The organism is Aestuariivivens sediminicola, assembly GCF_022662015.1.
Classification (GTDB): Bacteria; Bacteroidota; Bacteroidia; order Flavobacteriales; family Flavobacteriaceae; genus Aestuariivivens; species Aestuariivivens sediminicola.
On the sequence record NZ_JAKMCM010000012.1, the window covers coordinates 1 to 22,314 of the forward strand.

Annotated in this window: 22 protein-coding genes; 12 read left to right on the forward strand and 10 right to left on the reverse strand. The window is 31.7% G+C overall.

The features are described from left to right. Positions 1 to 360: 360 nt before the first annotated feature. From MR041_RS15240 to MR041_RS15250, 3 genes are all read left to right on the forward strand, one after another. On the forward strand, positions 361 to 1,662 hold the full coding sequence (locus MR041_RS15240; protein ID WP_242095117.1) for a tyrosine-type recombinase/integrase: 1,302 nt from the start codon (positions 361 to 363) through the stop codon (positions 1,660 to 1,662). Between the two features lie 9 nt (positions 1,663 to 1,671). After that, positions 1,672 to 2,163 carry a hypothetical protein gene (locus MR041_RS15245; protein WP_242095118.1) on the forward strand — a complete coding sequence of 164 codons (492 nt, stop codon included), beginning with the start codon at positions 1,672 to 1,674 and terminating at the stop codon, positions 2,161 to 2,163. A gap of 85 nt (positions 2,164 to 2,248) precedes the next feature. After that, on the forward strand, positions 2,249 to 2,527 hold the full coding sequence (locus tag MR041_RS15250) for a helix-turn-helix domain-containing protein (RefSeq protein ID WP_242095119.1): 279 nt from the start codon (positions 2,249 to 2,251) through the stop codon (positions 2,525 to 2,527). Between the two features lie 868 nt (positions 2,528 to 3,395). On the opposite strand, the gene MR041_RS15255 is transcribed toward MR041_RS15250, so the two are convergent. The 3 genes from MR041_RS15255 to MR041_RS15265 form a co-directional block, all read right to left on the reverse strand. After that, on the reverse strand, positions 3,396 to 4,505 hold the full coding sequence (locus MR041_RS15255) for a fatty acid desaturase family protein (RefSeq protein ID WP_242095120.1): 1,110 nt from the start codon (positions 4,503 to 4,505) through the stop codon (positions 3,396 to 3,398). Positions 4,506 to 4,997: 492 nt separating this feature from the next. Beyond that, positions 4,998 to 5,171, reverse strand: coding sequence for a hypothetical protein (locus MR041_RS15260; protein ID WP_242095121.1), 174 nt, complete (start codon positions 5,169 to 5,171; stop codon positions 4,998 to 5,000). Positions 5,172 to 5,180: 9 nt separating this feature from the next. Further along, positions 5,181 to 5,513 carry a cupin domain-containing protein gene (locus MR041_RS15265; RefSeq protein WP_242095122.1) on the reverse strand — a complete coding sequence of 111 codons (333 nt, stop codon included), beginning with the start codon at positions 5,511 to 5,513 and terminating at the stop codon, positions 5,181 to 5,183. A gap of 327 nt (positions 5,514 to 5,840) precedes the next feature. On the opposite strand from MR041_RS15265, the gene MR041_RS15270 reads away from it, so the two are divergent. After that, positions 5,841 to 6,050, forward strand: a complete 210-nt coding sequence (locus MR041_RS15270; RefSeq protein ID WP_242095123.1) for a hypothetical protein — start codon at positions 5,841 to 5,843, stop codon at positions 6,048 to 6,050. A 214-nt stretch (positions 6,051 to 6,264) separates the two neighbouring features. Here the strand turns inward: MR041_RS15270 and MR041_RS15275 are convergent, their stop codons facing one another. Then, the gene (locus tag MR041_RS15275) at positions 6,265 to 6,510 is read right to left on the reverse strand and encodes a hypothetical protein (RefSeq protein ID WP_242095124.1); all 246 of its coding nucleotides are present in this window, start codon (positions 6,508 to 6,510) and stop codon (positions 6,265 to 6,267) included. Between the two features lie 100 nt (positions 6,511 to 6,610). Then, positions 6,611 to 7,171 (reverse strand): helix-turn-helix domain-containing protein, encoded by a 561-nt coding sequence (locus MR041_RS15280; protein WP_242095125.1) that lies wholly within the window; start codon positions 7,169 to 7,171, stop codon positions 6,611 to 6,613. A gap of 910 nt (positions 7,172 to 8,081) precedes the next feature. Here MR041_RS15280 and MR041_RS15285 point away from each other — a divergent pair. Next, on the forward strand, positions 8,082 to 9,671 hold the full coding sequence (locus tag MR041_RS15285) for an alpha/beta fold hydrolase (protein ID WP_242095126.1): 1,590 nt from the start codon (positions 8,082 to 8,084) through the stop codon (positions 9,669 to 9,671). A gap of 328 nt (positions 9,672 to 9,999) precedes the next feature. Here the strand turns inward: MR041_RS15285 and MR041_RS15290 are convergent, their stop codons facing one another. Further along, positions 10,000 to 10,809, reverse strand: coding sequence for a toxin-antitoxin system YwqK family antitoxin (locus MR041_RS15290; RefSeq protein ID WP_242095127.1), 810 nt, complete (start codon positions 10,807 to 10,809; stop codon positions 10,000 to 10,002). 496 nt (positions 10,810 to 11,305) lie between these two features. Here MR041_RS15290 and MR041_RS15295 point away from each other — a divergent pair, with 496 nt between their 5' ends. From MR041_RS15295 to MR041_RS15310, 4 genes are all read left to right on the forward strand, one after another. Next, complete coding sequence (locus MR041_RS15295; protein ID WP_242095128.1) at positions 11,306 to 11,782, forward strand: nuclear transport factor 2 family protein; 477 nt, start codon at positions 11,306 to 11,308, stop codon at positions 11,780 to 11,782. Positions 11,783 to 11,963: 181 nt separating this feature from the next. Further along, on the forward strand, positions 11,964 to 12,911 hold the full coding sequence (locus MR041_RS15300) for a hypothetical protein (RefSeq protein WP_242095129.1): 948 nt from the start codon (positions 11,964 to 11,966) through the stop codon (positions 12,909 to 12,911). Between the two features lie 166 nt (positions 12,912 to 13,077). Next, complete coding sequence (locus MR041_RS15305; RefSeq protein ID WP_242095130.1) at positions 13,078 to 13,941, forward strand: alpha/beta fold hydrolase; 864 nt, start codon at positions 13,078 to 13,080, stop codon at positions 13,939 to 13,941. Between the two features lie 19 nt (positions 13,942 to 13,960). Next, the gene (locus MR041_RS15310) at positions 13,961 to 14,671 is read left to right on the forward strand and encodes a DUF6090 family protein (protein WP_242095131.1); all 711 of its coding nucleotides are present in this window, start codon (positions 13,961 to 13,963) and stop codon (positions 14,669 to 14,671) included. Positions 14,672 to 15,265: 594 nt separating this feature from the next. On the opposite strand, the gene MR041_RS15315 is transcribed toward MR041_RS15310, so the two are convergent. Next, entirely contained in the window at positions 15,266 to 16,072 is an 807-nt protein-coding gene (locus MR041_RS15315; RefSeq protein WP_242095132.1) for a hypothetical protein, read from the reverse strand. 10 nt (positions 16,073 to 16,082) lie between these two features. Next, positions 16,083 to 16,520 (reverse strand): hypothetical protein, encoded by a 438-nt coding sequence (locus MR041_RS15320; protein ID WP_242095133.1) that lies wholly within the window; start codon positions 16,518 to 16,520, stop codon positions 16,083 to 16,085. A 663-nt stretch (positions 16,521 to 17,183) separates the two neighbouring features. Here MR041_RS15320 and MR041_RS15325 point away from each other — a divergent pair. Then, positions 17,184 to 17,693 carry a nuclear transport factor 2 family protein gene (locus MR041_RS15325; RefSeq protein ID WP_242095134.1) on the forward strand — a complete coding sequence of 170 codons (510 nt, stop codon included), beginning with the start codon at positions 17,184 to 17,186 and terminating at the stop codon, positions 17,691 to 17,693. Positions 17,694 to 17,968: 275 nt separating this feature from the next. Here the strand turns inward: MR041_RS15325 and MR041_RS15330 are convergent, their stop codons facing one another. After that, entirely contained in the window at positions 17,969 to 18,163 is a 195-nt protein-coding gene (locus MR041_RS15330; protein WP_242095144.1) for a cold-shock protein, read from the reverse strand. Positions 18,164 to 19,491: 1,328 nt separating this feature from the next. Between MR041_RS15330 and MR041_RS15335 the strand changes: the two genes are divergently transcribed. Further along, positions 19,492 to 20,013, forward strand: a complete 522-nt coding sequence (locus tag MR041_RS15335; RefSeq protein ID WP_242095135.1) for a hypothetical protein — start codon at positions 19,492 to 19,494, stop codon at positions 20,011 to 20,013. A 160-nt stretch (positions 20,014 to 20,173) separates the two neighbouring features. Here the strand turns inward: MR041_RS15335 and MR041_RS15340 are convergent, their stop codons facing one another. Continuing rightward, entirely contained in the window at positions 20,174 to 20,680 is a 507-nt protein-coding gene (locus MR041_RS15340) for a hypothetical protein (RefSeq protein ID WP_242095136.1), read from the reverse strand. 379 nt (positions 20,681 to 21,059) lie between these two features. Here MR041_RS15340 and MR041_RS15345 point away from each other — a divergent pair, with 379 nt between their 5' ends. Beyond that, entirely contained in the window at positions 21,060 to 22,295 is a 1,236-nt protein-coding gene (locus MR041_RS15345) for a toxin-antitoxin system YwqK family antitoxin (protein ID WP_242095137.1), read from the forward strand. Positions 22,296 to 22,314: the final 19 nt, after the last annotated feature.

Consider the following 22,314-nt stretch of genomic DNA (forward strand, 5'->3'; position numbering starts at 1 on the left):
TGGGATTTGCCTTTGACAGTTCCCACCGGCCCGTGGTGAAAAAAGCCTGCTGACGCAGTGCCTTTTTTATTTTATTCTATTCGCAGAGGTAAACCTCGCTCATGCCATAAAACAAAAAAGCCGAAATAAAATATTCCGGCTTTTTATCTGTACTCAAGGTGGGAGTCGAACGCTTCTTTTTTGGAGTGTCTTCAAATTGTTTTAATTATGTAACAATACTTATAAATACAATAATATTAAGAGATTATGAAATTATTACCAAATGGAATATTATAGATAATTATTGAAAATGGTTGACTAAATGTTGACTAAATGTTGACTAAGTTATAAAATTTATCTACTTTTATTTAAGTTTTTATAATGGCAACAATAAAGTATCTTTTACAAAGTCGAAACGACAACGCACCTATTTATTTAAGACTTTCTTTAGGAAGAGGGGCATCTCTAAAGAGGAAGACTGGTCTATTTGTAAACCCAGTAGAATGGAGTCATGTAAGAGGTTTTGCTAAGCAAACGAAGGCGCATAATAAGAATCTTAATGCGAATTTAAGGGAATTAGAAACTTTTGTTTTAAATAAACTTAATGAAGCGGTTAGTAAAGGGGAATTAATTTCTGGGAAGTGGCTAGAGTACATTATAAATTTAAAGTTTAATAGATTAAAGGACAATACTACACCAGAAGAGGTAATCTATTGGATTGAATATATCATTAAAAACGCACACATCTTTGAGAACTCAAAAGGGGGTTATGGCTTGAGCTATAATAGAATTAAGGCCTACAAGGGCTTATTATATACTGTAAAGGAGTTTCAAGGCAAGACAGTATTGTCTATTGCGGAACTTGATAAAAGGATGTTTGAGTCTCTTAAAAGGTGGTTATTTAATGAAAAAAAATATAGTCCCGCTACTGCAATTAAGAAACTTACAGATTTACAAAAAGTAGTACGAGTGGCTAGAGAATTTGTTCCTATTGCTAAGGATTTTGATTCTATAAAGTTCAAAAGAGTTTCTTCTTATGATGATGATATGGATGTTATAACATTAACCGAAGAAGATATTCGTAAGATTGAAATCACAGAGCTTACATCTGAAGCCTTAATTAATGCTCGAAAATGGTTAATTCTTGCCTGTTTTACAGGGCAAAGAGGTGACACATTAATTAACAGAATAAATGAGGGTAACTTTGAAAGCTATGGAGAAGATTACATCATAAAAATTAAGCAGAAAAAAGGGAACAAACCAATAACTATTCCTGTTTTACCGAAAGTTAAAAAAATATTTGAAGAAGGTATGCCTTACAAGGTAACTATACAAAAACTGAATTTTCATTTTAAAACTTTATGCAAGATAGCAGGGATTAATGAGATGGTAATGGGTAAAAAACGTGATAAAAATACTGGAAGAAATGTAAAAAAGCTTCGCCCAAAGTACGAATATATTTCCACACATACTGGCAGAAGAACATTTGCTACACTACATTACAAAAGACTACCAACTCCTGTAATTATGCGAATTACGGGACATAAAAAGGAATCTACCCTTTTACAATACATAAATCGAAATCATGATGACCACGTGGAAATTGTTTTGGATTATTATAAAACAAAAGAACTCAGGGCAAAGAAATCGACTTTATTGAACATTATAAAATCTGTTTCTTAAAATAGGGTTATGGAAAATGGATATACACCTAGCTGGTTCAAAATCGAAGAGGAAAATTATTTTTATGGTCTTCAAAGTTATTTAAAAAATAACCCCAACAAGCATGAAACTGATTTCATAAATAGTAAGATAAAATCTCTGGAAGATACTCTTAAGACGAAAGTAGACGACAACAAGAAAAGAGTTGAATTTCGATTAGCTTATTATCTGCTAAAACGCTCCCATTTAGAGGTCATAAATAAAAAAGAAGGCAGGTCTAAAGGAGTAACAATTGATGGAAGAATACCTAATTTAAGTGAACGATACCAAATAGCAGATTCGGTTCTAGATATTGATTCTCTAATAAGAAAACTAAATGTTTCAGATAAGAAAAAATACCAATTAGTTGCCATCATCTTAGGTTGTGATGAGACCAATGCAAGGCATTTAATGAATGGAAAATATCCAGGAAAAGTTCGTGAATCTGAAATTAATAATTATTTGCAAACTTTAAAAAAATAAAAAAGGGTAGATATTTTTCTACACACTTTCTACACTCAATCTCCACTTTAAATATTATCGCGTTGTAAATTAAAATTTACTTACAATGCAACAAGTACAATTTATAGGAATCACACCAGAAGGATTAGTAGAAAAGCTCAAAGAAAGCATTTTGCCTGAAATGGAAGAATTTACTAAAAACTTTGAGCCAAAGGAACCGCCGGTTTTTTTAACTAGGAACCAAGTTGCTGAGATGCTTTCGGTAGACCTTTCAACTGTCCACAATTATACCAAAAAAGAAATATTAATTGCATACCAATTAGGAGGAAGAATTTACTACAAAAGAAGTGAAGTTGAAAATGCTATGACAAGATTAAAAAGATAGGTGAGAATTGTTGGTTTTAAGTTTAAGAGCCTTTTGTCTTCCAATAATTAAATAAGTACTGTTGAAAACAGTCCGGAACTAATACAGTAATAGGCTATTGGGAGGTGTTTATTCTCGGTTCGACCTCTTAAAAAACTCAAACGTCAGCATTAAAAAGATACACCGAAGTTCAGATTAGGTAAGGTCTTTTTAAATACAGTTCTTAAACATGTTTGCAAAGTGAGCAATGTCCTCGAGGTGACAACTCATGCCCGAACTGCAGGGTCTTATGACCGAACTGGATAGCGAACGCCCAATTAGCAAGAGGACTGCGTAAATAATTACGTGGTGGGTCAAGTTTAAGTGCTAAAAAATGAGTCAACCCACTCATTTACTTCTTTTTGTATGTTTTTGATTATATTTTTTAAGATATAAGATATATATGCAAGAGGAATAGACCTCGTCATCCCTTTCAAGAAAAAGGTCTGATACACGAACGATAATTCCTCAGATAGGGTAAACCATTAGAAAATCCTAAAACGCTCTCATACCTCGATATGTCATGCTTAAATGAGACCCTATACCCCGAAAACAGCCAGAGTTATTTCAATGGTATGACGACGCAGACTAATTTTTTTGAAATATTGAATGATGAGGAGTCATGTGGAATTAAGGGATATCCTTGGTAACTTCATAACCAAAGACATTAAAATCAACTGTTCTGCTATTGATAAATTATTTTTACACTTTTTTGAGTGTAGTTCACTAATTAGTTTAAATTTAGGTTATTTATATATTCCAAGGTTATTTATCTAAAATAATGAGATCAAGTGTTCTTTTCATTTATATATATCACCATATCTCTTACTCTACTTTCATAAAATCATATTTATCCAGATTGAATTTCAAGTGGCATGGCCTCTCGACCCAACTCTTTTAACCTGCGAAAATGAGAAGCAAGAGCACTAAAAATATTGGATTTCAAATTGTAAATAATTCCATATTCTTTGGCTGTATTTTGGACAATACTAGCAATTGCAGCATAATGTACATGACATATGTTTTGAAAAAGATGGTGCTCTATTTGGAAATCTAGTCCGCCAATATACCAGCTTAAAACACCATTCCTTCTGCCAAAATCTGATGTTACATGAAGTTGATGTACCAGCCAATCATTTTTAATTTGATGGTCTTTATCAACCAGAATCTGATCTGTACCTTCTACTACATGTGCCATTTGAAAAACTGTGCTCATTATCATTCCTGCGGTTACATGCAAGGCAATAAAGCCTACTATTATTTCCCAGAAAACAAAATCCGTAAACAATAATGGAAGCCCGATAATAACTGCAAAATAAATGATCTTAATTCCAATAAGTTTTACTAGTTGCCACCGTGGATCAAGATTTTGTTGCTTTGTGATGCCTTTTCTATTATACTCAAGTAATACGCCAATTTCACCAAACAACCTTACAAATGTCATAAGGCCATACAGAGGAAAAGCATAGAGATGCTGATACCTGTGATACTTTCTGAGCGGCCCATGTTTGCTTAGACGAATAATTTTTAAGTTGGAAATATCAGGGTCATAATTGTAAATATTAGTAAACGTATGGTGCTTGAGATTATGCTGAATTTTCCAATTGAAAATATTGCTTCCTAAAAGGAGCATTGTAGATGATGCGAGATTATTTACCCATTTTTTAGAAGAATAAGCTTGATGTACCCCATCGTGCATAATTGACATACCGACACCAGCTTCACCGACACCCATGATAACAGCTAAAAAAAGGCCTGTCCATTGTGATACGGGTCTGGTTAGCAATATTATAAAAGGCACTACATAAATACATAAAATAACAGCCGACTTAACGTACATATTAAAGTTACCGTAAATAGACTTATTGTTTTCTTTAAAATAAGTACGAACTCGTCTTCTGACCTCGGAGGCAAACTCTCGTTCCTTACTGTTTTGTCTTACAAATTTAATCCCTTCCATAAACGTAGTTAAAAATATTATAGCACATGTAAAATATTTATAAACTACTATAAGAAGCAATGATAAGGGTCAGTTTTAAATTAAAGTTGATTTTTATAACTGATTTTATGAATATAATCACAAGACCGTTTAACCGAAACCCTTGACTATGCCTAAGAAAGATTCTTCTGATAGAATTACAAATGTTTTCGGATTCCTCAACAACAAGAACTATTTTTTTTGGAGCAAATCTAACCTTGAAGATCTCATTATAACAATTCTTAATAGCGTAAGTTTTTGTACACTTAGCTTGATACCTAATTTTAAAGAGTTATGTTAGTATTTAACAATATGACGAGCTAATCTTCTTATAAAGAAAACGGGAAACTAAAGGTTTCTGAATTATCTCAACTGATTTCTCTATTGAATAGTCATGCCGAAAATTCTTGTACACAACACAATTGTAATTATATACAAAGCCCTACCGAACATTACTGTAAGAATTTCATTAATTCAACTATTTTTATAAAATTCTATTTCCCTCTCAAAATAAACTTCTTCTTTTTCTTCAGGATGATTGTATACGTCACAATAGTAAACTTTTCTGGCAAAAAGCCTAACTTTTAAAGGCTTTTTAGGGTTAACTTTTGTGCTGACTATATCGCCAGTTTTAAATAAATTTTTCATAATAAATTCCTAGTCATTTTTTTCTGTTACGCAAAGCATTTTAAATGGTTGGTTGGCTTCAATTGAACTTTCTGTATTTCCAGGGATAAGTATTGAATCGCCTTTCTGTAAAAAAGTAGAGTTATTATTAATGACAACCTCTGCCTTACCTTCCACTATATAAATAAACCTTAAAAAAGGTGACTTTTCAAAAGCTCGAACTTTTCCAAAATCAAAAAGTAGACATTGAATTACAACAGCATCTCTTATTAATATATTTTTAACTACAATATCGTTAGAATTATAATCTAGGATATTTGAAAGGTTAAATGTAATTCCTACCTCAAAATCTTCATTTTCCATTTCAAAACTATTCTGAATTTCTCTTTAAATTCCGCTTTAAAACTTTAGCAGCCCTTTTTTCTTTTGCTGTTGTTGCTGCAGGCGTTTTGTCATTTTTTTTCTTACCCTTATTTTCTTTTGACATCTTCTTCTAAATTATTTGATTAGGACATAAGATACCACTAATAGCAGCTAGTTAGTTACATTAACAAAAAGATAAGTTGTAGATATCACAGATTATTTGACAAGGTTAAAATATCAGTCAATTATGTAAACATAGATTAATAGGCTGTAAACTTGAAGGAAATAATAGTCTCAACTTTGTAGAAACAATTAAAAAGTTATATAATGAATCATTTACAGATTAATTACGCCATAACCTTTAAAAAAAAGGGTATTAAACCAAATAAACAGACAAAACTTAAAACTCTATTAAAACCAATATTTCAAAAAATTAGGTTTGCTTTTAAGGATAAGCCAATACATTTAAACTTGGCCAAAAATGGAAGAAGACAAATAACATTTATACAAAAAATAAAACCTATGAAATGGGAATAAAAAAAGCAGATTTTTAAGTCTGCCTTTTAAAGCCAAATAAATTAATATTTGGTCTTCCTTAATTGATTAATAGCATTACAAATATCTTTATCAATGACAATAATTTCGTTATATAATAAATACCTTTAGTTGCAGATATTACAGATTGAAATAATTAAAAAAAGAACAATTTATAAATAAACTGCTCTTTAACTAAATTTGGGCATTAATTAGATTAGATTGCTTTTGTAACTGCTGTATAGTTTGATTTTAAAATCCCTACCACTTCATTACGGTCTTTATCTAACTTGTTTTCTAAACGCTTTATCAAATCTAACTCTTTACCACTCTCAAATTTTACATCTTCTGATGTAAGCTTAGGAAATTTTACTTTTAATGCTCTTGATTGTTTGTCCCAATCACCTTTAAATTTAAATAACTCACTAGACTTTCTCTCACCTTCCTTGTTCTTGGTTTCCATAATATTGTATTAAGCGTAATGCTTAATTGCATTACTATTACAAAGATGAGGACTTATGTCTTAATACCTGTTACACAAGTTGTTTATAAGATTACACATCTTACAGATTCTCCAGATTACTTTTCCTTTTTTGACCAATTTTTTTGTAATAAGAAGGTGTGTGACCAGTTACCTTTTTAAATTGGTTAGACAAATGAGAGACACTACTGTAATTTAATTTATAAGCAATTTCGGTAAGATTGAGTTCGTTATAAAGAATCAATTCTTTTGCTCTTTCTATTTTGTGTTTAATAATAAAATGCTGAATAGTAATTCCTTTTACTTCTGAAAATAGATTTGATAAATACGTATAATCATAATTCAATTTTTCTGCTATGAAGTCTGAATAATTAACTTTCGGGGTTTCATCAGAATAATGAATCATTTCAATAATCACGTTTTTTATTTTATCTATTAGAATTCTTTTTTTATCATCCATTAGTTTTAAACCCGATTTAGCCAAATTTAATTTGAATTCTTGCTTTTGAGATTCCGAAATATCCTCTTTTAATTCGATCATCCCAAGTTCAATATTTTTATAATTCAACCCCAATCTTTCTAGCTCATGTTTAACAAAAAGTTTACATCTTAAGCTTACCATATATTTAATATAGAGTTTCATTAATTTTTTATAATATAAAATTCATTTTACATAAAGATACTTGAAATAAATCATCAAATGAAAAAACCATTTCTACAGATAAGGACTAACTATAAAAAAAATGCAGTTTTAATAGATTTGCTCAAACTGGATTAGCTAATGATATGGGTAAAGAAACATCATACCTATTAGTTTTTAATAAAAGACTGGGCAATTTGTCATTTTAATAGTTAATCCATATAACGTAGTTAAAAGAAAGGAATAAGAATAAAAAAGCCAAATGATAATTCGTTGTATATCAAGATTGTATTCTTTCTTATTAAACCATTGAATATCTCGAGATCTAAAATATCTCTCTATTAATTTATTTAGACAAGGTAAAGAATAATAAAAGCATTAACCATCCGATTAAGGAATAAACACGTTGTGCATATATCCATAATTTTATCCCATTAATATAAGTAATTATCTCACAGGATTACCCATAATTTTAAATAAAAGCTTAATTGACTATTTCTTAATACTCGCTTCATAATAAATCTATTGTTACAATATCGCCTCTTTTATGTTATCGGGGTATTAATCCTCTTTTTATAAGAATGGAAAAGGTCTGATGCACCAACGATAATACCTTAGATAGGGTTAAACCTCAGAAAACCCTAAAACCCTCTAATACCTCGATTAGTCATGCTTAAATGAGACCCCACACCCCGAAAACAGCCAGAGTCATTTCAATGGTATAAACACGCAGACTAATTATTAGGGAAATTAATAATGATGGGTGTTATTTTATTCTCTGTAAAGGTCTAAACCAACATTAAACATAATTTTTTAGTAATTAATATTCTATGATAATTGTCATGCAGTTAGATACTTACAAATTGTACTTTTCGTAATTAACTATTAATCAAAAACAGAATAATAACAAATCATGAGTAATGAATTTAAAATTACATCAACACATAATATTGAAGAACCAAATGTTGTTAAATATTTAGGAGTAATAAGTACAAATATTGTATCACGCACAAGAATATTTTCAGATATAGTAGCATCATTTACAGGTTTTTTTGCAGGTATTACCATTTCATATCAAAAAACATTACAAAATATTTCTAAGTTATTAGTATTTTTTTTCATTGCTGCAATATTCTTTATTAGTCCCATTCAAATGGATGCCCAAAGTAATTCAAATCAAATTATAGTGGGTAACTGGCTTGGAAAATTAGAAATTCCAAATGCAGCAGTAATTAGAATGGGCATTATAGTGGACAAGGATGGTTCATCGGCCCTTAACATTATTGATCAAGCTACGGGTAACATCCCTATGGATGAGGTATTGATAATCGGTGATACAGTAACCTTCAAAATTAATGATTTAGGTATTACCATCAAGGGGCATCTCAGACCTGATAAAGATTCCATACCGTGTATTTACATGCAACGAGGAGGGAGATTCGCTTTAAATTTGAGGAAGGTTGACCAGCTTCCACAGTTAAAAAGACCCCAAACACCAAAAGCTCCTTTTGGATATATAAGTGAGGAAATAGAACTTCAAAATAAAATGGCCAATGTGAAATTGGCGGGAACTCTTACTTTGCCCAAGACCAGCTCAAAAGTTCCAGTAGTCGTTTTGCTTACTGGTTCAGGTAAACAAGGGCGCAATCAGGATATTGCTGGCCATAAGCCCTTCTGGGTTATTGCTGACTATTTAACCAGACACGGTATTGCAGTTTTACGCCTGGATGACAGAGGTTTTGGTGGTTCTTCAGGAGATTTCAATAACTCAACCACAGGTGATTTCGCTTCAGACGCTTTGGCAGCAGTTGAATATTTAAAAAATCGTAAGGATATTGATGTGAATCAAATTGGATTAATAGGCCACAGTGAAGGTGGTGCGACCGCTCTGATAACCGCTAGCCAATCTAATGATGTGAAATTTATTATCTCCCTATCTGGAGTTATATTAAATTTTGGTGAAATCGTTATCTCTCAGTTAACAGACCGATTAGAGTCACAAAATGTGCCAAATGAAATCATCGAATTAGAAATGGAGTGGCGAAGAAAATTATACAGCATTGTTAAAGAGTCCACAGATTCAATTCTGGCCTCTGAAAAAATGTGGAAAGCTTACAGAGAATTATCTGAAGAAGATATAAAAAGGATGAATTGGCCTGAAGGTCGCATGAATCATATAGTATCTCAATTGTTAAGCCCTTGGTGGAGGTATTCCATTTCGTTAGATGTATTAGATTTATATATGGAAATAGACTGCCCTGCCCTGTTATTATTTGGAGAAAAGGATGTGCAGGTTTCTGCTATTGATAATATGCCATTGATTGAGGAAGCTGTTAAATTTAATAACAAAAACAATATTGAAATCCAACTAATTGAAGGTGTAAACCATTTATATCAAACAGCAGACACGGGATCAGAATACGAATATGTACAAATCGAAGAAACAATTTCGCCGAATGTTTTAAACCTTATATCTAATTGGATTTTGAAAGATAAGAACTGACCTTAAAAAGATACATTAATTGGGGCAGAAGATTCAAGGGGAAAAGACCTCGCCATCCCTTCAAAGAAAAAGGTCTGATACACGAACGATAACACCTCAGATAGGGCAAACCCTTAGAAAATCCTAAAGCAGTCTAAAACCTCGATATGTCATGCTTAAAACACCCCCTACACCCCAAAACAGCCAGAGTCGTTTCAATGGTATAATCACGCATGCTAATTTTATTGAAAAATAAGAAAGTTGGGGTGACTTTATTAAGCAGTAAGTCATAACAGCGTTATGATATAGTAACTCCTAAATTGGATGACGTCTTTATAAAATAAAACTTTTAGTATTTCTTTTCTGAAACCGTCTTTCCATCTTCATAGGTGATTTCTTGAATCAATTTTCCTTCTTCAGACCATTCTTTCCAAACACCATCCTTTTTTCCATCCTTGTAAGATTGTTCCCTGAACAACTGCCCATTTGGATGCCACTCTTTCCAAACACCATCCTCTTTTCCATCCTTGTAAGATTCTTCCCCATACAACTTCCCTTCCAAATTCCACTTCTTCCAAACACCATCCGGTTCTCCATCCTTATAAGGTTCTTCCTTCCATAAATGCCCATCTTCATACCAGATTTTCCAAACACCATCCCTTTTTGCATCCTTATAAGGTTTTTCCTTCCATAACTGCCCATTTTGATGCCATTCTTTCCAAACACCATCAATTATTCCATCCTTGTAAGTTTCTTGAATAAGTGCCTGCCCATTCTCATTCCACTTCTTCCAAATACCATCCTTTTTTCCATCCTTATAAGAATATTCACTACGTAACTGCCCATTCGCATCCCACTCTTTCCAAACACCTTCCGGTTTTCCATCCTTGTAGTTTCCGTCACTTAACAACTGCCCGTTATCATACCAAGTTTTAAATAATCCATCTCTTTTACCATCTATAAATGTTGCTTCAATCTTAAATCCAAAGTTTTCTTGTCTCTGATACCAACCATTAACAAGTCCATTCACTAAAGTTGAATCCTTCTTGAAATAGGCAATATAATCTTTAATGAATATTTCACTGGGATCGATAACTCTATCCTCCTGAGCGTGAGAAATTATGGGCAGGAATATGAATAAAAACAATAGTTTTTTCATAATAAATAATAGTCTAGATTAAACACAAACAATCCAAAAAAACTATAATTTCCACGGGATAAAAATAATAATCTATTGAATTGAGTTGTTAAAGTTAGAAAAGTTTGGGAAATATATCTCGCCATCTTTTTAAAGAAAAAGGTCTGATACACGAACGATAATTCATTAGACAGGCAAAACCATCATAAATCCCTAAAACGCTCTAACACCTCAATTAGTCATGCTTAAATGAGACCCCACACCCCAAAACAGCCAGAGTCATTTCAGTGGTTCAATCATGTGTGCTAATTTTTTAAGAATTTGAGAATGATGGTGTGATTTAGGTCATCTTGTTTCCTTTTGAATACTTTTTGCTTATTTTTAGTTGGAATGAGGAAGACTGAAACCAACGGTTATGTTTGTTTATCGGCTAAATTATAGGGATAAAGACTTATATTGATAACATATAACTAGTTGGGCATAATAGTGAATGAATCACAAAACCAATATTTAAAATATGAATACTAAAAATTTACCACTCATTGCTTTACCAATTTTGTGTCTATTGTTTTCATGTACACCTAAGGTTGATTCAGGTACTGAAAAAACAAATGTAATAGAAGCTATTAACCGATTGTATCAGTCCTTTGAAGATAAGGATATCGACCTCATGTCAGAAGTAATGGCTCATGACGAAAGTATGTTAAGTTTTGGTACAAGTATTTCCGACCTCCACAATAGTTGGTCTGAATGGAGAAATAATCACATAGCTCAATTTGAAGCATTTGATAAGGCCAAAATCACCTCCAAAAAAATGAATGTCTATCTGAGTCATAATAGCCATGTGGCATGGTTTGCGGATGTAAGTGATTGGATTTTAATCATTGACAATGAAAACATTCAAATGAATGATATTAGAATTACAGGTGTACTTGAGAAAAGAAATAACTCTTGGAAAATTGTTCAAATCCATGCTTCAGTTCCTCAGAACTAATCTGAATAAAAAACTACAATGCCCAACAACGTGTATAATCCATAGCTCGGTTAGCACTTTAAGGGGAACTTTATATATTTAGGTAGTTATAGGATTCCTACTCTGAAAAATCTGTGATTTTTCCTCGCTACGGAATCATACACAATACCGTTGGCAATAATTTAAATTAAATTCTAATACTATGAAATTAAACAAAAAAAGTTCATTGTTAATTTTTACAATTCTAATGCTATTAGCTTTGACTTCATGCAAAGAGAAAAAAGAAACTGAAATTTTAGAAAACGAAAAAGCATCTGAAAACAACTATATTGAGGTAGTAACAAACGGAATGGATTTCGAAACCGTAGATGAAATTAAATCTGGCTGGACTACATTTAAATACATAAACAAATCGTTTGAACCGCACTTTTTTATATTAGAAAAAATGCCTGATACTTTAGGTTTAACTACCTACAAAAAGGATTTATTCCCTCCTTTCATCTCTGCATTTGAGCATTTTGAAAAAGGAGAAATGGAAGCTGGAATGAAAGAATTTGAAAATATTCCCGAATGGTTCTTCAAAGTAGAATTGGCTGGTGGAGTTGGATTGACTTCAAAAAAAACAACATCCTTATCGACAATATACCTCGAACCTGGAACATATATAATGGAATGCTACGTTAGGATGCCAAATGGCTTGGGCCATGTTTTTATGGGTATGATTAAAGAACTCAAAGTAATTAATGAATCAAATGGTAACAAACCACCAAAAAGTAATTTTAAAATAGGTATATCAAGTGAACAAGGAATAACTTTTAATGATTCAATAAAATCAGGCAATTACACGTTTGAAGCAAAATTTGAGGACCAAAAGCAATACGAACATCTAATGGGACATGATGTTAATTTGGTTAAAATAGAAAATGACAGTTTAGTTACTGATTTAAATAATTGGTTAAATATAGTTGACTTTAATGCATTTCGTTCACCTGAACCTGAAGGGTTATTATTTTTAGGAGGAGTTGAAGATTTACCAGCTGGACAAACAGGTTATTTTGAAGCAACTCTGGAGAAAGGTAATTTTGTGCTAATATCTGAAATTCCAAACGCTGTTGGCAGGAAAATGATAAAGCGTTTTACAGTTTATTAAAATAAAAACTATTGCCAACAATGGCTATAATTCATTGTGCATTAGAACAAAAACTATAAATTTAACGAAACAAAACGGCAGATTTCTAAGGCGGAATAATCCGGCGGATGATTCCACAACGAAATCATACCCGAAACCGTTGGCGTTAATTTGAACTCATAATACTTTGAAAAAACTTTTAATTCTATCCATCCTGCTGACTTCTAATCTTTATCTTTTTAGTCAGACGCACAATTGTGTTACTACCATTGACTATGGAAATAATAAAAAAAGAGGGAATTATGCCCAAATAAATGGCATTAAAATGTATTATGAAACCTATGGAGACTCTACTAAACAACCCTTATTATTAATACATGGAAATGGTGGCTCTGTTAAATCTGGAAGATGTCAGATAGAATATTTTAAAGATGACTATTTTGTTATCATAGTTGATAGCAGATACCAGGGAAAGTCCGGAAATGGTGCGGAAGAACTGACTTACAAGTTAATGACCAATGACTATTATAAATTACTTAATCACCTTAATCTGAACTCCGTTAATATTATTGGTCAAAGTGATGGTGGTATTATTGGTTTGTTGATGGCAATTGAATATCCAGATAAAGTAAATAAACTTATTGCTGCTGCACCAAATTTAAGACCTGATTCTACCGCTTTACATCAATGGTCTATAGATAAAATGAATTCTGACCTTAAGAAAGTGGAAGAGCAAATTAAAAAAGGAGATAATTCCAATGAGACAATAAGACGAAAAGCTTTAATCACAAAAATGCTAAAATACCCTAATATTGAGACCGAAGAGCTAAAGAAAATTAACGCTCCTGTTCTTCTTGTTTTTGGCGATTCAGATTATATGCCTTTCGAACATATTATAGAAATATACGAGAATATTCCAAAAGCCAACCTTTTTATAGTTCCTTCTGCTGGTCATAGAGCTTACCGTCTTGAACCTGAAATTTTTAATTTAATGGCTGAACGATTTTTTAACTCTCCATTTAAAAAACCAAAAGCAAAAGATGGGTATTAAAAAACTAACCTATTGACCAATGATAAAATTCTTTAGAAAAATACGCTTAAAACTACTATCACAAAACAAGCTTAGTAAGTATTTGTTGTATGCTGTTGGAGAGATTGTTTTGGTCATGGTTGGGATATTACTAGCGCTTCAGGTGAATAATTGGAATGAGCAAAGAAAGAACACAATCCAGGAAGAACAAATACTTAAAGAGTTAGTTATAAATCTTCAAACAAACCTTGAAGAGTTTGAACGAAATATTAAAATACAAAAAAATAGAATCCGACATATTGATGTACTCTTGGACCATATAGAAAACGATAAGCCCTATAATGATTCGTTAAGCTTCAGACGGTTATTATATCTTGAACAAATTACTATTTCTACTTCTGCCTATCAATCTCTCAAATCCATTGGTTTAAAAAATATTCAATCAGAATCTCTGAGAATGGAAATCATTCAATTAATGGAAATGACTTATCCAAATGTAATTAACTTAATAAGAGATGTCTCAATGCAACGTTATAGTGTTACGAGAAATGTATTTAATAAATTTTTTAGAACAAATCGAGAATCGGTAGCAGTACCGATAGACTATGAAGGGCTTAAACAGAACCGAGAATTTATCAATTGGATTTATAATCGCCGTGCCTGGAAATCTGGAGTAATTGCCTCTAATTATAGATTGATAGAGCCAACAAAAGAGTTGATCAAAAATGTTAATGAATATCTAGGAAATTAAAAAACCAATATCAAAACATAAGAATGAATTTTAACTCATTTTGTACAGGGGTGTTTTATCCTTATACAGACTAACAATAATTCCCTTCTAACCCTATATCATCAGAAAATTCTAAAACGCTCTAATACCTCGATATGTCATGCTTAAATGAGACCCTATACCCCAAAACAGCCAAAGTCATTTCAATGGTATGACGACGCAGACTAATTTTTTTGAAATATTGAATGATGAGGAGTCATGTGGAATTAAGGGATATCCTTGGTAACTTCATAACCAAAGAAATTAATATCATCTTTATTTTACTGTTATTAGATCTGTAATTAAACAAAATGTATAGAAATTGTAAAATCTAAAGGCAAAATGAAGTACAAAAAAAGCCGCACTTCATTTAAGTACAGATTCTTACTAGGTTGCTCCCCCAAATATTGTTTTGTCGAACCATTTTAATGAAGAACTATTGAAGTTTGCATCATTTTATGATATCAGTAATTAACATCAAGTGTCTTGTTTAATATCAAAAAACACACTCTTATTGTTTCTCAATGATTTTATTGACGTCTTTAAAAATAATTTTTGTTATGATTTAGTCTTAAGTCATTCATATTCTGACATTTCTGATAATTTCAATTGCATTATGGCTACCATAGAAGCAGCTAGTATTAGTTTCATTTCTTCGTTTAAATTCGAATCAATCCAAATTCTATTTTTATTATATCCCAATGCACCACCTCCAAAGTATTGAACTGCACAAATTGCGTTACCATTTTCTAAAAATTCATACCCTAATGCTGGATACCTTCTTTTATCATTTCCATCTCGATTTGAACTAACTTGTTTTATCCATATTGTTCTATCGTCTTTTATAAGAATACCCTCATTTCTGAATTCAACCTCAGTTCCCGATTTTATATGAAAGAACAATTTCCAATTATTATTACTATTACTTCTTAATGAAATGTCAGCTGTAAAGTTTATTGAATCTTTTACAATTTCATCAAGTACTAATTCTATTGGAATTATATTAAGAGTATATAACTCATTAACTTTTCTTGTATATAAAGCTTCAACAAGAGCCGTATCGATGTCCTTATAACTTAATAAAAAATCAAATTTATACCGAGTTTCATACTGGTTTTTTGTTCCTAAAAAATTTGATTTTTGTTCTGTTCTTTTAGGACTCATTCTACTTTTTCTTAAGACAGCATAATCACCGAATTTAAAATTCATAATCCTACCAAACCATTGAGTACCCATCTTTACCTTCATCATATCGGAATTACTTGAAAGATATTCACTTATAACGATATCCTTTCTTTGAGCATTTGATATTTCAGTACATGAAACAATTAAAACCAAAAAGAAAAACTTAAATAGATATAATAAATTCACGTTCTTTATCATATATTATTTTTTAGAAGTCTATTTTGAACCCAATAGCCAAAGAATTTGAGCTATATAAAGTTTCCCGCACAACTGAATTTTGCTGAGCTTTTAATGTAACTGTAGCTTTACTCTTATGTTTCCCTGCAGATATAAAGAAAGGTATACTCGCAAGTGTTGTTGCTCCACCTACATAAATTAACCAATCTCCTTTATGAACGTCTTCAACTTCTTTCAAACCTAAAGTAAAAACTTCCACATATTCATCGGCACTATTAATGACAATTCCAGACATAGTCATTAAAATTCCACTACCAAATAAAATCCAGGCTGCAGTTTTATTTCTTTTTTGTTTTAACGAATGGTAGTTAAATTGCTCCTCAGGTGTCATTGTAGTTGTTCCGTCAATCAATTGAGCTTGTGTAAATTGAAAAGAAAACACCAAAATTATAGAATATAGAAATTTCATAATTAATTGTTTTAGATTGATATTACGTTTATCGAGAAGTCCTTTGTGTGAGTTAATCAGATAAATTAATTAACGAAAGAAAAAATTGAACACAAAATATTGTCAACTTCTAAATCTAACTGTTCATTTTCATTAATTCTATGATTTATATCATAAAACTCATAATCATGGTATTATCTAAAAACGTAAAATATTTCGTTTAAGCAGAACAGATTAAACACTGTCAACCGTTGTCCATGGTCCTAATAAAAGTAGAATTCAATCCAAAAAAAGGACGATAGAGAATTGATAAAATTAATTCCAAAGATTTAAGTTCAACTGGCGAATAACTGAATTAGAAACCCACACCAAACCCCCTTAAAAATAATTTTCTTACATTAGAACTGTATTGAAAAATAGACTGCCCATTATTATTAGCCATTTAAGGTCAAAAGAACACACTGTTTGCAGTTTATGCAGCGAGTATTCCATTGTGCTTAAAATAATTTAGCATTATATTTTTTTAAAACAGGTCACTTGATTTTTTAAGTGAATCCACAATTTATTCAAAAAAAACGGACATATAAAAAAGACTGTCAATCCATTTTTTAAAGACATCAAAATTTTAAATTAAAAAAACTTTAAAAGATTATAAATTGATATTAACCAATTAAATATAACATTATGAAAATTAAATTAACCTTTTTAACAATTATGGCTTTTGGAGTCATACTAAGCAGTTGTAAAGAAATTGAGGAAAAAGTAGAGGTAAAAGTTGACCTTTTAAATGATGAATTTCCAGAAGCCAAACAGGAAATAAATATGACCATAGACAGCATAGTTCAGAGTGTAAGAGATGGAGACCTCGATAGACTGATTTCTTTCCATGCATATAGCCCAAAGTTTACAGAATTTAAAAATGGAGAAGTTAGAAATGGCGCAAGGGAAAATGAAGATTTTGAAAGAGGTGTTTTCGGTTCTGTTACAGAAATCTCAAAATTTGATATGAACGACACTAAAATTGCTGTTTATGGCGATATAGCTAACGTTACTACTCACACTGATTTTCATCTAAAGTTTGGAGAAGATTCCGTTGTCGTAAATGACCAAATGACACTTCTATTTCTGAAAACTGATAATGGATGGAGAATCGTTCACGAACATCATTCCCCACTGAACAAAGCCGAGGAATAAAAACTAAGTTTAATACATATTGAACAAATGCAGGGTTAAATAGTAAAGGATATAATTTCCTTTGTTATTTAACTCATCAGAAATCTACAACTGTTATAGTATTAAATGCGGATTGTATCCAATATTACTAATAGTTGAAATGAATTAGACATTTTACGAGCAGTAAATTATTAACGGTGTTGTACGTATTTTTTAATCAGATACATTATGAAATAAAAAAGATTGCCTATTCAGACAATCTTGATTCAAAATTAAAATTGCTAACTTGTTACAAATTAATATACAACTTCAACGTTAATAGCATTTAATCCTTTTTTTCCTTGTTCAGTTCTAAATTGAACTTTGTCATCTTCTCTGATGTCGTCAATCAAACCAGTGGAATGTACAAAGATGTCTTCTCCTGATTCATTTGATTTGATAAACCCAAATCCTTTTGAGTTGTTAAAAAATTTTACTGTGCCTTCTTGCATCATTTTAAATTTTAAGTTAAAAATAAATTTTGTCCAATTAGATTGCTTATTTAGCGTTTCGCTTTGATTTATTATAAAATCTAGACGACTAATACGCTGTTCAATTCTTAAAAAATAAAGTGTTGATGAAATAAAAACGGAAAGAAGAGTAAACTCTTTAACTAATTACTAAAAAATACCTTACTATTAAAAGCTGTTCTATCTTGAACGGCACAAACATACGTCTTTTATTCTCAGTAATTGTATAAAAAACAAAATTATTCAATTTTCATTTTAAATCTGTCGACTTGAAAATTCCGCACAACGGTCTCGGGTATGAAAAGTAGAGTGTTTCTCAGCCCCCAAATTATGCACTGAGACTTTGTTTGCTAAGAGGGTGTATTTTGAGGAAGGATAAATATAATAACGAAAGGCTAACAACGTGTATAAGCCGTAGTAACGGACCTCGCATCTTTTTAACAAAAGGTCTGATACACGAACGATAATACTTGAGACAGGGTAAACCATCGGAAAATCCTAAAATGCTCTAAAACCTCGATATGTCATGCTTAAATGACCCCTATACCCCAAAACAGCCAGGGTCATTTCAATGATATAATCATGTGTGCTAATTTTTTAAGAATTTGAGAATGATGGGGTGTTATTTAAATATTCCCTTTTTAGTCATTTTATGAAAGGATAATAAAGTGGCATTGCCTTATAAGTGAAACAGCAAATTTATTTAGAATTCCCCCCGCCAGGATTAAAAATTGTAATAACTGCAGCCAATACAACAACGGTTACTAACAATGTACCCACACCTATATTAACCAATGTGGATTTTTTTTTGTCGGGAAGTTGGACTATTTGTACTTGGTTTTGGTTTATCCAAATTTTTTTTGTCTTACTTAAACTTTTTATACCATAAAACTTGCCGTCATCGGAGAGTTCAATCCTATCAAATAGCTTTTTTTCTCCAGAATTAGTAGTAATCTTAACTTTTGAATTTGATTCAGACGCCTCAGAAAGGCTGACATTGGCAGATTTTTAGACTGTACAGCTTTGAATTAATATCAACAAACTCAAAAAACACGCAACCGTTTTTAAATATCTTCTCATTGTATTCATCTTTAAAATTAACGATGAACAATGTAATTAGAACAGGTGATAGATGAAATGATGAGCATCAGTTAACTAAATGTAAACTGATATCCCTCATTGTGGATTTTTAGTATTACATTTACATTGATTGTTTATGAAATCTGTCCTGATTTATCCTTCATACAGGAATTGGGACATTCATTAAAAAAGACCATTTTAATTTTAATCTAACATTAAATTATACAATTATGAAAAAATTATTATTTGTTATCATTGCTGTATTTGGATTCTCAAATATTAGCGCACAAGGTGGGGAAGATAATTCCCAAAATTCTAACTCCGGCGAAGGATTCAATTTAGGTTTACATGCGGGTATTCCAGTGGGCGATTGGGATGACCTTTCGTCATTTGCTATTGGATTGGATGTGTCTTATTTGTTTAATTTAAGTGAAGGTATTGATGTAGGACTTGCAACAGGATATATCAATTTCTTTAGTAAAGATTTTGATGGGTTTGAAGTAGAGGATCTCGGTATTATACCGGTTGCACTTTCTTCAAGAATTGTATTAGGCGAAGATTGGTTTTTTGGAGCCGATGTGGGATACGGAATTATAACTAATGAGGGTTCAGATGGGGGAGGATTTTATTATTATCCAAAAATTGGTTTAAGAATTGGTTCTGCTGATATATTTGGATATTACCAGAGTATGATAAAAGATTCTATTGATGCCTCTTCAGTTGGAATAGGTGCGACATTTAATTTAAACTGATTATTATATTCAAATATTAGAAGGGAGAATAATATCTCCCTTTTTTAATTTATAGCAGCACAAAAAAGAAACAATGAATAAATCACCAATTCTATTGAACTTATAACCGCCAAAACAGCCAGAGTCATTTCAATGGTATAATCACGGAAACTAATGATTTTTAATCATTACACATGGTTAAATTGTCTATATTTCGTGCTGATTTAATGTAGGTACTTGACCAATTTGACGTAATAATATTGTCATCATAGTTCTCTTCTTTAATTTCAAGTATATCACCCGTTATTTTAAATGTTTTTATTCTTTTACTTTCAGTTAAAATACCAACACCTGACATATGATTATTAATTAATACAAATTGAAATTCAGTTGCTGAATCTTTCGTTATTTCATGTGAATCATAACGACCCCGATAATCCATATTAGAATATCTATAACACCCTTCACCCCAAATCACTAAATCAAACCATTCCTCAATAGGTGCCATTAGATTATTTGTAAATCTACAATAAGGCATACGTAATACGTCAGTGGGGTTATATTTCTCAAATAAAACACCCTTATTTGTTTCTAAAAATAAACTGATGTCAGTTTCTGATTCTGGATTATCCGTGGAACAACCTAAACTAAAAACTAATGATATTAAAAAAATGTGTACTCTTGTCATGGTTTGTGTTTTAAAATTGAACAGTAAATTTTTTAAAACTCTTCACAGAAATAGTTATTCAAAAGTATCACCGGTCCATTGTAAGACTATCCGAAAAATGTGTTCACGGATGAAATAGGATAACTAAATATTATAAACATTTGGTGATTTATCATTTAATCAGATATCACAAGTCCTCAAAATACCCTATTAATTTAGATTTAGAAATGATGAGTATCAGTTAACGCAATTTAAACTGATATCCCTCATTGTGAATTTTTAGCATTACAATTACATTGACTGTTTATAAAATCTGTCCTGACTTATCCTTCATACAATAATTGGGACATTCATAAGAAAAGACCATATTAAATTTAATCAAACAGTAAATTATACCATTATGAAAAAATTACTATTAGTTCTTTTTGCCTCTTCATTTATTGCATTTGGGCAAGATGAAAACATTTTTGATTATGACGATACCATTATGATAGATGGGCTTAGAGTAATGAAAAGCGATTCTTCTTTAGCAAATGGCAAGGTTAAATCGTGGCATGAGAATGGTCAGTTATCTGGTGAAGGAATATGGAAAGACGGTAAACCAGAAGGAATTGTGAAAATGTGGTACGAGAACGGACAGTTATCTTTAGAAGCAACAATGAAGGATGGTAAATTTGAGGGTAATATGAAAGCATGGTATGAAAATGGACACTTAAAAGGGGAATCAACAATGAAGGATGGTAAACTTGAAGGAATTGCGAAAATGTGGCATGAGAATGGACAGTTGAAAGAGGAAGGAACATATAATGATGGTAAACTGGAAGGAATTGCGAAAATGTGGCACGACAATAGTCAGTTATCTAGTGAAGCAACATTTAAGGAAGGTAAACCAGATGGTCTTGTTAAAACGTGGTACGAGAATGGACAGTTAAAAGAGGAAGGGCTATTTAAGGACGGCAAACAAGACGGTCTTGTGAAAACGTGGCACGAGAATGGACAGTTATCGGCTGAAGAAACATGGAAGGACGGTAAAACAGAAGGAATTAGTAAAACATGGTACGAGAATGGAAAGTTACATAAACAAGCAACATTTAAGTACGGCATGAAAGATGGTCTTGGGAAAATGTGGTATGATAATGGACAATTAAAAGAGGAAGGACTATTCAAGGAGGGTAAACAAGAAGGAATTGGGAAAAGATGGCATGAGAATGGACAGTTATCTGCCGAAGCAACATTTAAGGAGGGTAAACTAGAAGGAATTGGGAAAACGTGGCACGAGAATGGACAGTTAGCCGGTGAAGTAACATGGCAGGAAGGCAAACCAGATGGTGTAGGTAAAAACTGGTATGAAAATGGACAGTTAAAAGAGGAAGGGTTATTTAAGAACGGTAAACAAGAAGGGATTTACCAAATTTGGTATGAGAATGGACAGTTGAAAGAGGAAGGAACATATAAAGATGGTAAACCAGATGGTCTTGTTAAAAACTGGTACGAGAATGGACAGTTACATATACAAGGAACAATGAAAGGTGGTAAACCAGATGGTGTTTGGGAGGAGTATGATGAACAGGTCAAGTTGAAGGCGAAGGTTTTTTATAGATTTGGCATAAAGGTTAAAACAGAAAACTTCAATTAGTTTAGACAACTAAATTTCT

Excerpts from the sequence above, each read along its gene's own strand:
- MR041_RS15310 (WP_242095131.1), top strand. The coding sequence starts at position 13,961 with ATGATAAAATTCTTTAGAAAAATACGCTTAAAACTACTATCACAAAAC.
- MR041_RS15270 (WP_242095123.1), top strand. The coding sequence starts at position 5,841 with ATGAATCATTTACAGATTAATTACGCCATAACCTTTAAAAAAAAGGGT.
- MR041_RS15275 (WP_242095124.1), bottom strand. The coding sequence starts at position 6,510 with ATGGAAACCAAGAACAAGGAAGGTGAGAGAAAGTCTAGTGAGTTATTT.
- MR041_RS15335 (WP_242095135.1), top strand. The coding sequence starts at position 19,492 with ATGAAAAAATTATTATTTGTTATCATTGCTGTATTTGGATTCTCAAAT.
- MR041_RS15260 (WP_242095121.1), bottom strand. The coding sequence starts at position 5,171 with ATGAAAAATTTATTTAAAACTGGCGATATAGTCAGCACAAAAGTTAAC.
- MR041_RS15240 (WP_242095117.1), top strand. The coding sequence starts at position 361 with ATGGCAACAATAAAGTATCTTTTACAAAGTCGAAACGACAACGCACCT.
- MR041_RS15345 (WP_242095137.1), top strand. The coding sequence starts at position 21,060 with ATGAAAAAATTACTATTAGTTCTTTTTGCCTCTTCATTTATTGCATTT.
- MR041_RS15280 (WP_242095125.1), bottom strand. The coding sequence starts at position 7,171 with ATGAAACTCTATATTAAATATATGGTAAGCTTAAGATGTAAACTTTTT.
- MR041_RS15330 (WP_242095144.1), bottom strand. The coding sequence starts at position 18,163 with ATGCAAGAAGGCACAGTAAAATTTTTTAACAACTCAAAAGGATTTGGG.
- MR041_RS15245 (WP_242095118.1), top strand. The coding sequence starts at position 1,672 with ATGGAAAATGGATATACACCTAGCTGGTTCAAAATCGAAGAGGAAAAT.
- MR041_RS15250 (WP_242095119.1), top strand. The coding sequence starts at position 2,249 with ATGCAACAAGTACAATTTATAGGAATCACACCAGAAGGATTAGTAGAA.
- MR041_RS15255 (WP_242095120.1), bottom strand. The coding sequence starts at position 4,505 with ATGGAAGGGATTAAATTTGTAAGACAAAACAGTAAGGAACGAGAGTTT.
- MR041_RS15295 (WP_242095128.1), top strand. The coding sequence starts at position 11,306 with ATGAATACTAAAAATTTACCACTCATTGCTTTACCAATTTTGTGTCTA.
- MR041_RS15300 (WP_242095129.1), top strand. The coding sequence starts at position 11,964 with ATGAAATTAAACAAAAAAAGTTCATTGTTAATTTTTACAATTCTAATG.
- MR041_RS15315 (WP_242095132.1), bottom strand. The coding sequence starts at position 16,072 with ATGATAAAGAACGTGAATTTATTATATCTATTTAAGTTTTTCTTTTTG.
- MR041_RS15320 (WP_242095133.1), bottom strand. The coding sequence starts at position 16,520 with ATGAAATTTCTATATTCTATAATTTTGGTGTTTTCTTTTCAATTTACA.
- MR041_RS15265 (WP_242095122.1), bottom strand. The coding sequence starts at position 5,513 with ATGGAAAATGAAGATTTTGAGGTAGGAATTACATTTAACCTTTCAAAT.
- MR041_RS15290 (WP_242095127.1), bottom strand. The coding sequence starts at position 10,809 with ATGAAAAAACTATTGTTTTTATTCATATTCCTGCCCATAATTTCTCAC.
- MR041_RS15325 (WP_242095134.1), top strand. The coding sequence starts at position 17,184 with ATGAAAATTAAATTAACCTTTTTAACAATTATGGCTTTTGGAGTCATA.
- MR041_RS15340 (WP_242095136.1), bottom strand. The coding sequence starts at position 20,680 with ATGACAAGAGTACACATTTTTTTAATATCATTAGTTTTTAGTTTAGGT.
- MR041_RS15285 (WP_242095126.1), top strand. The coding sequence starts at position 8,082 with ATGAGTAATGAATTTAAAATTACATCAACACATAATATTGAAGAACCA.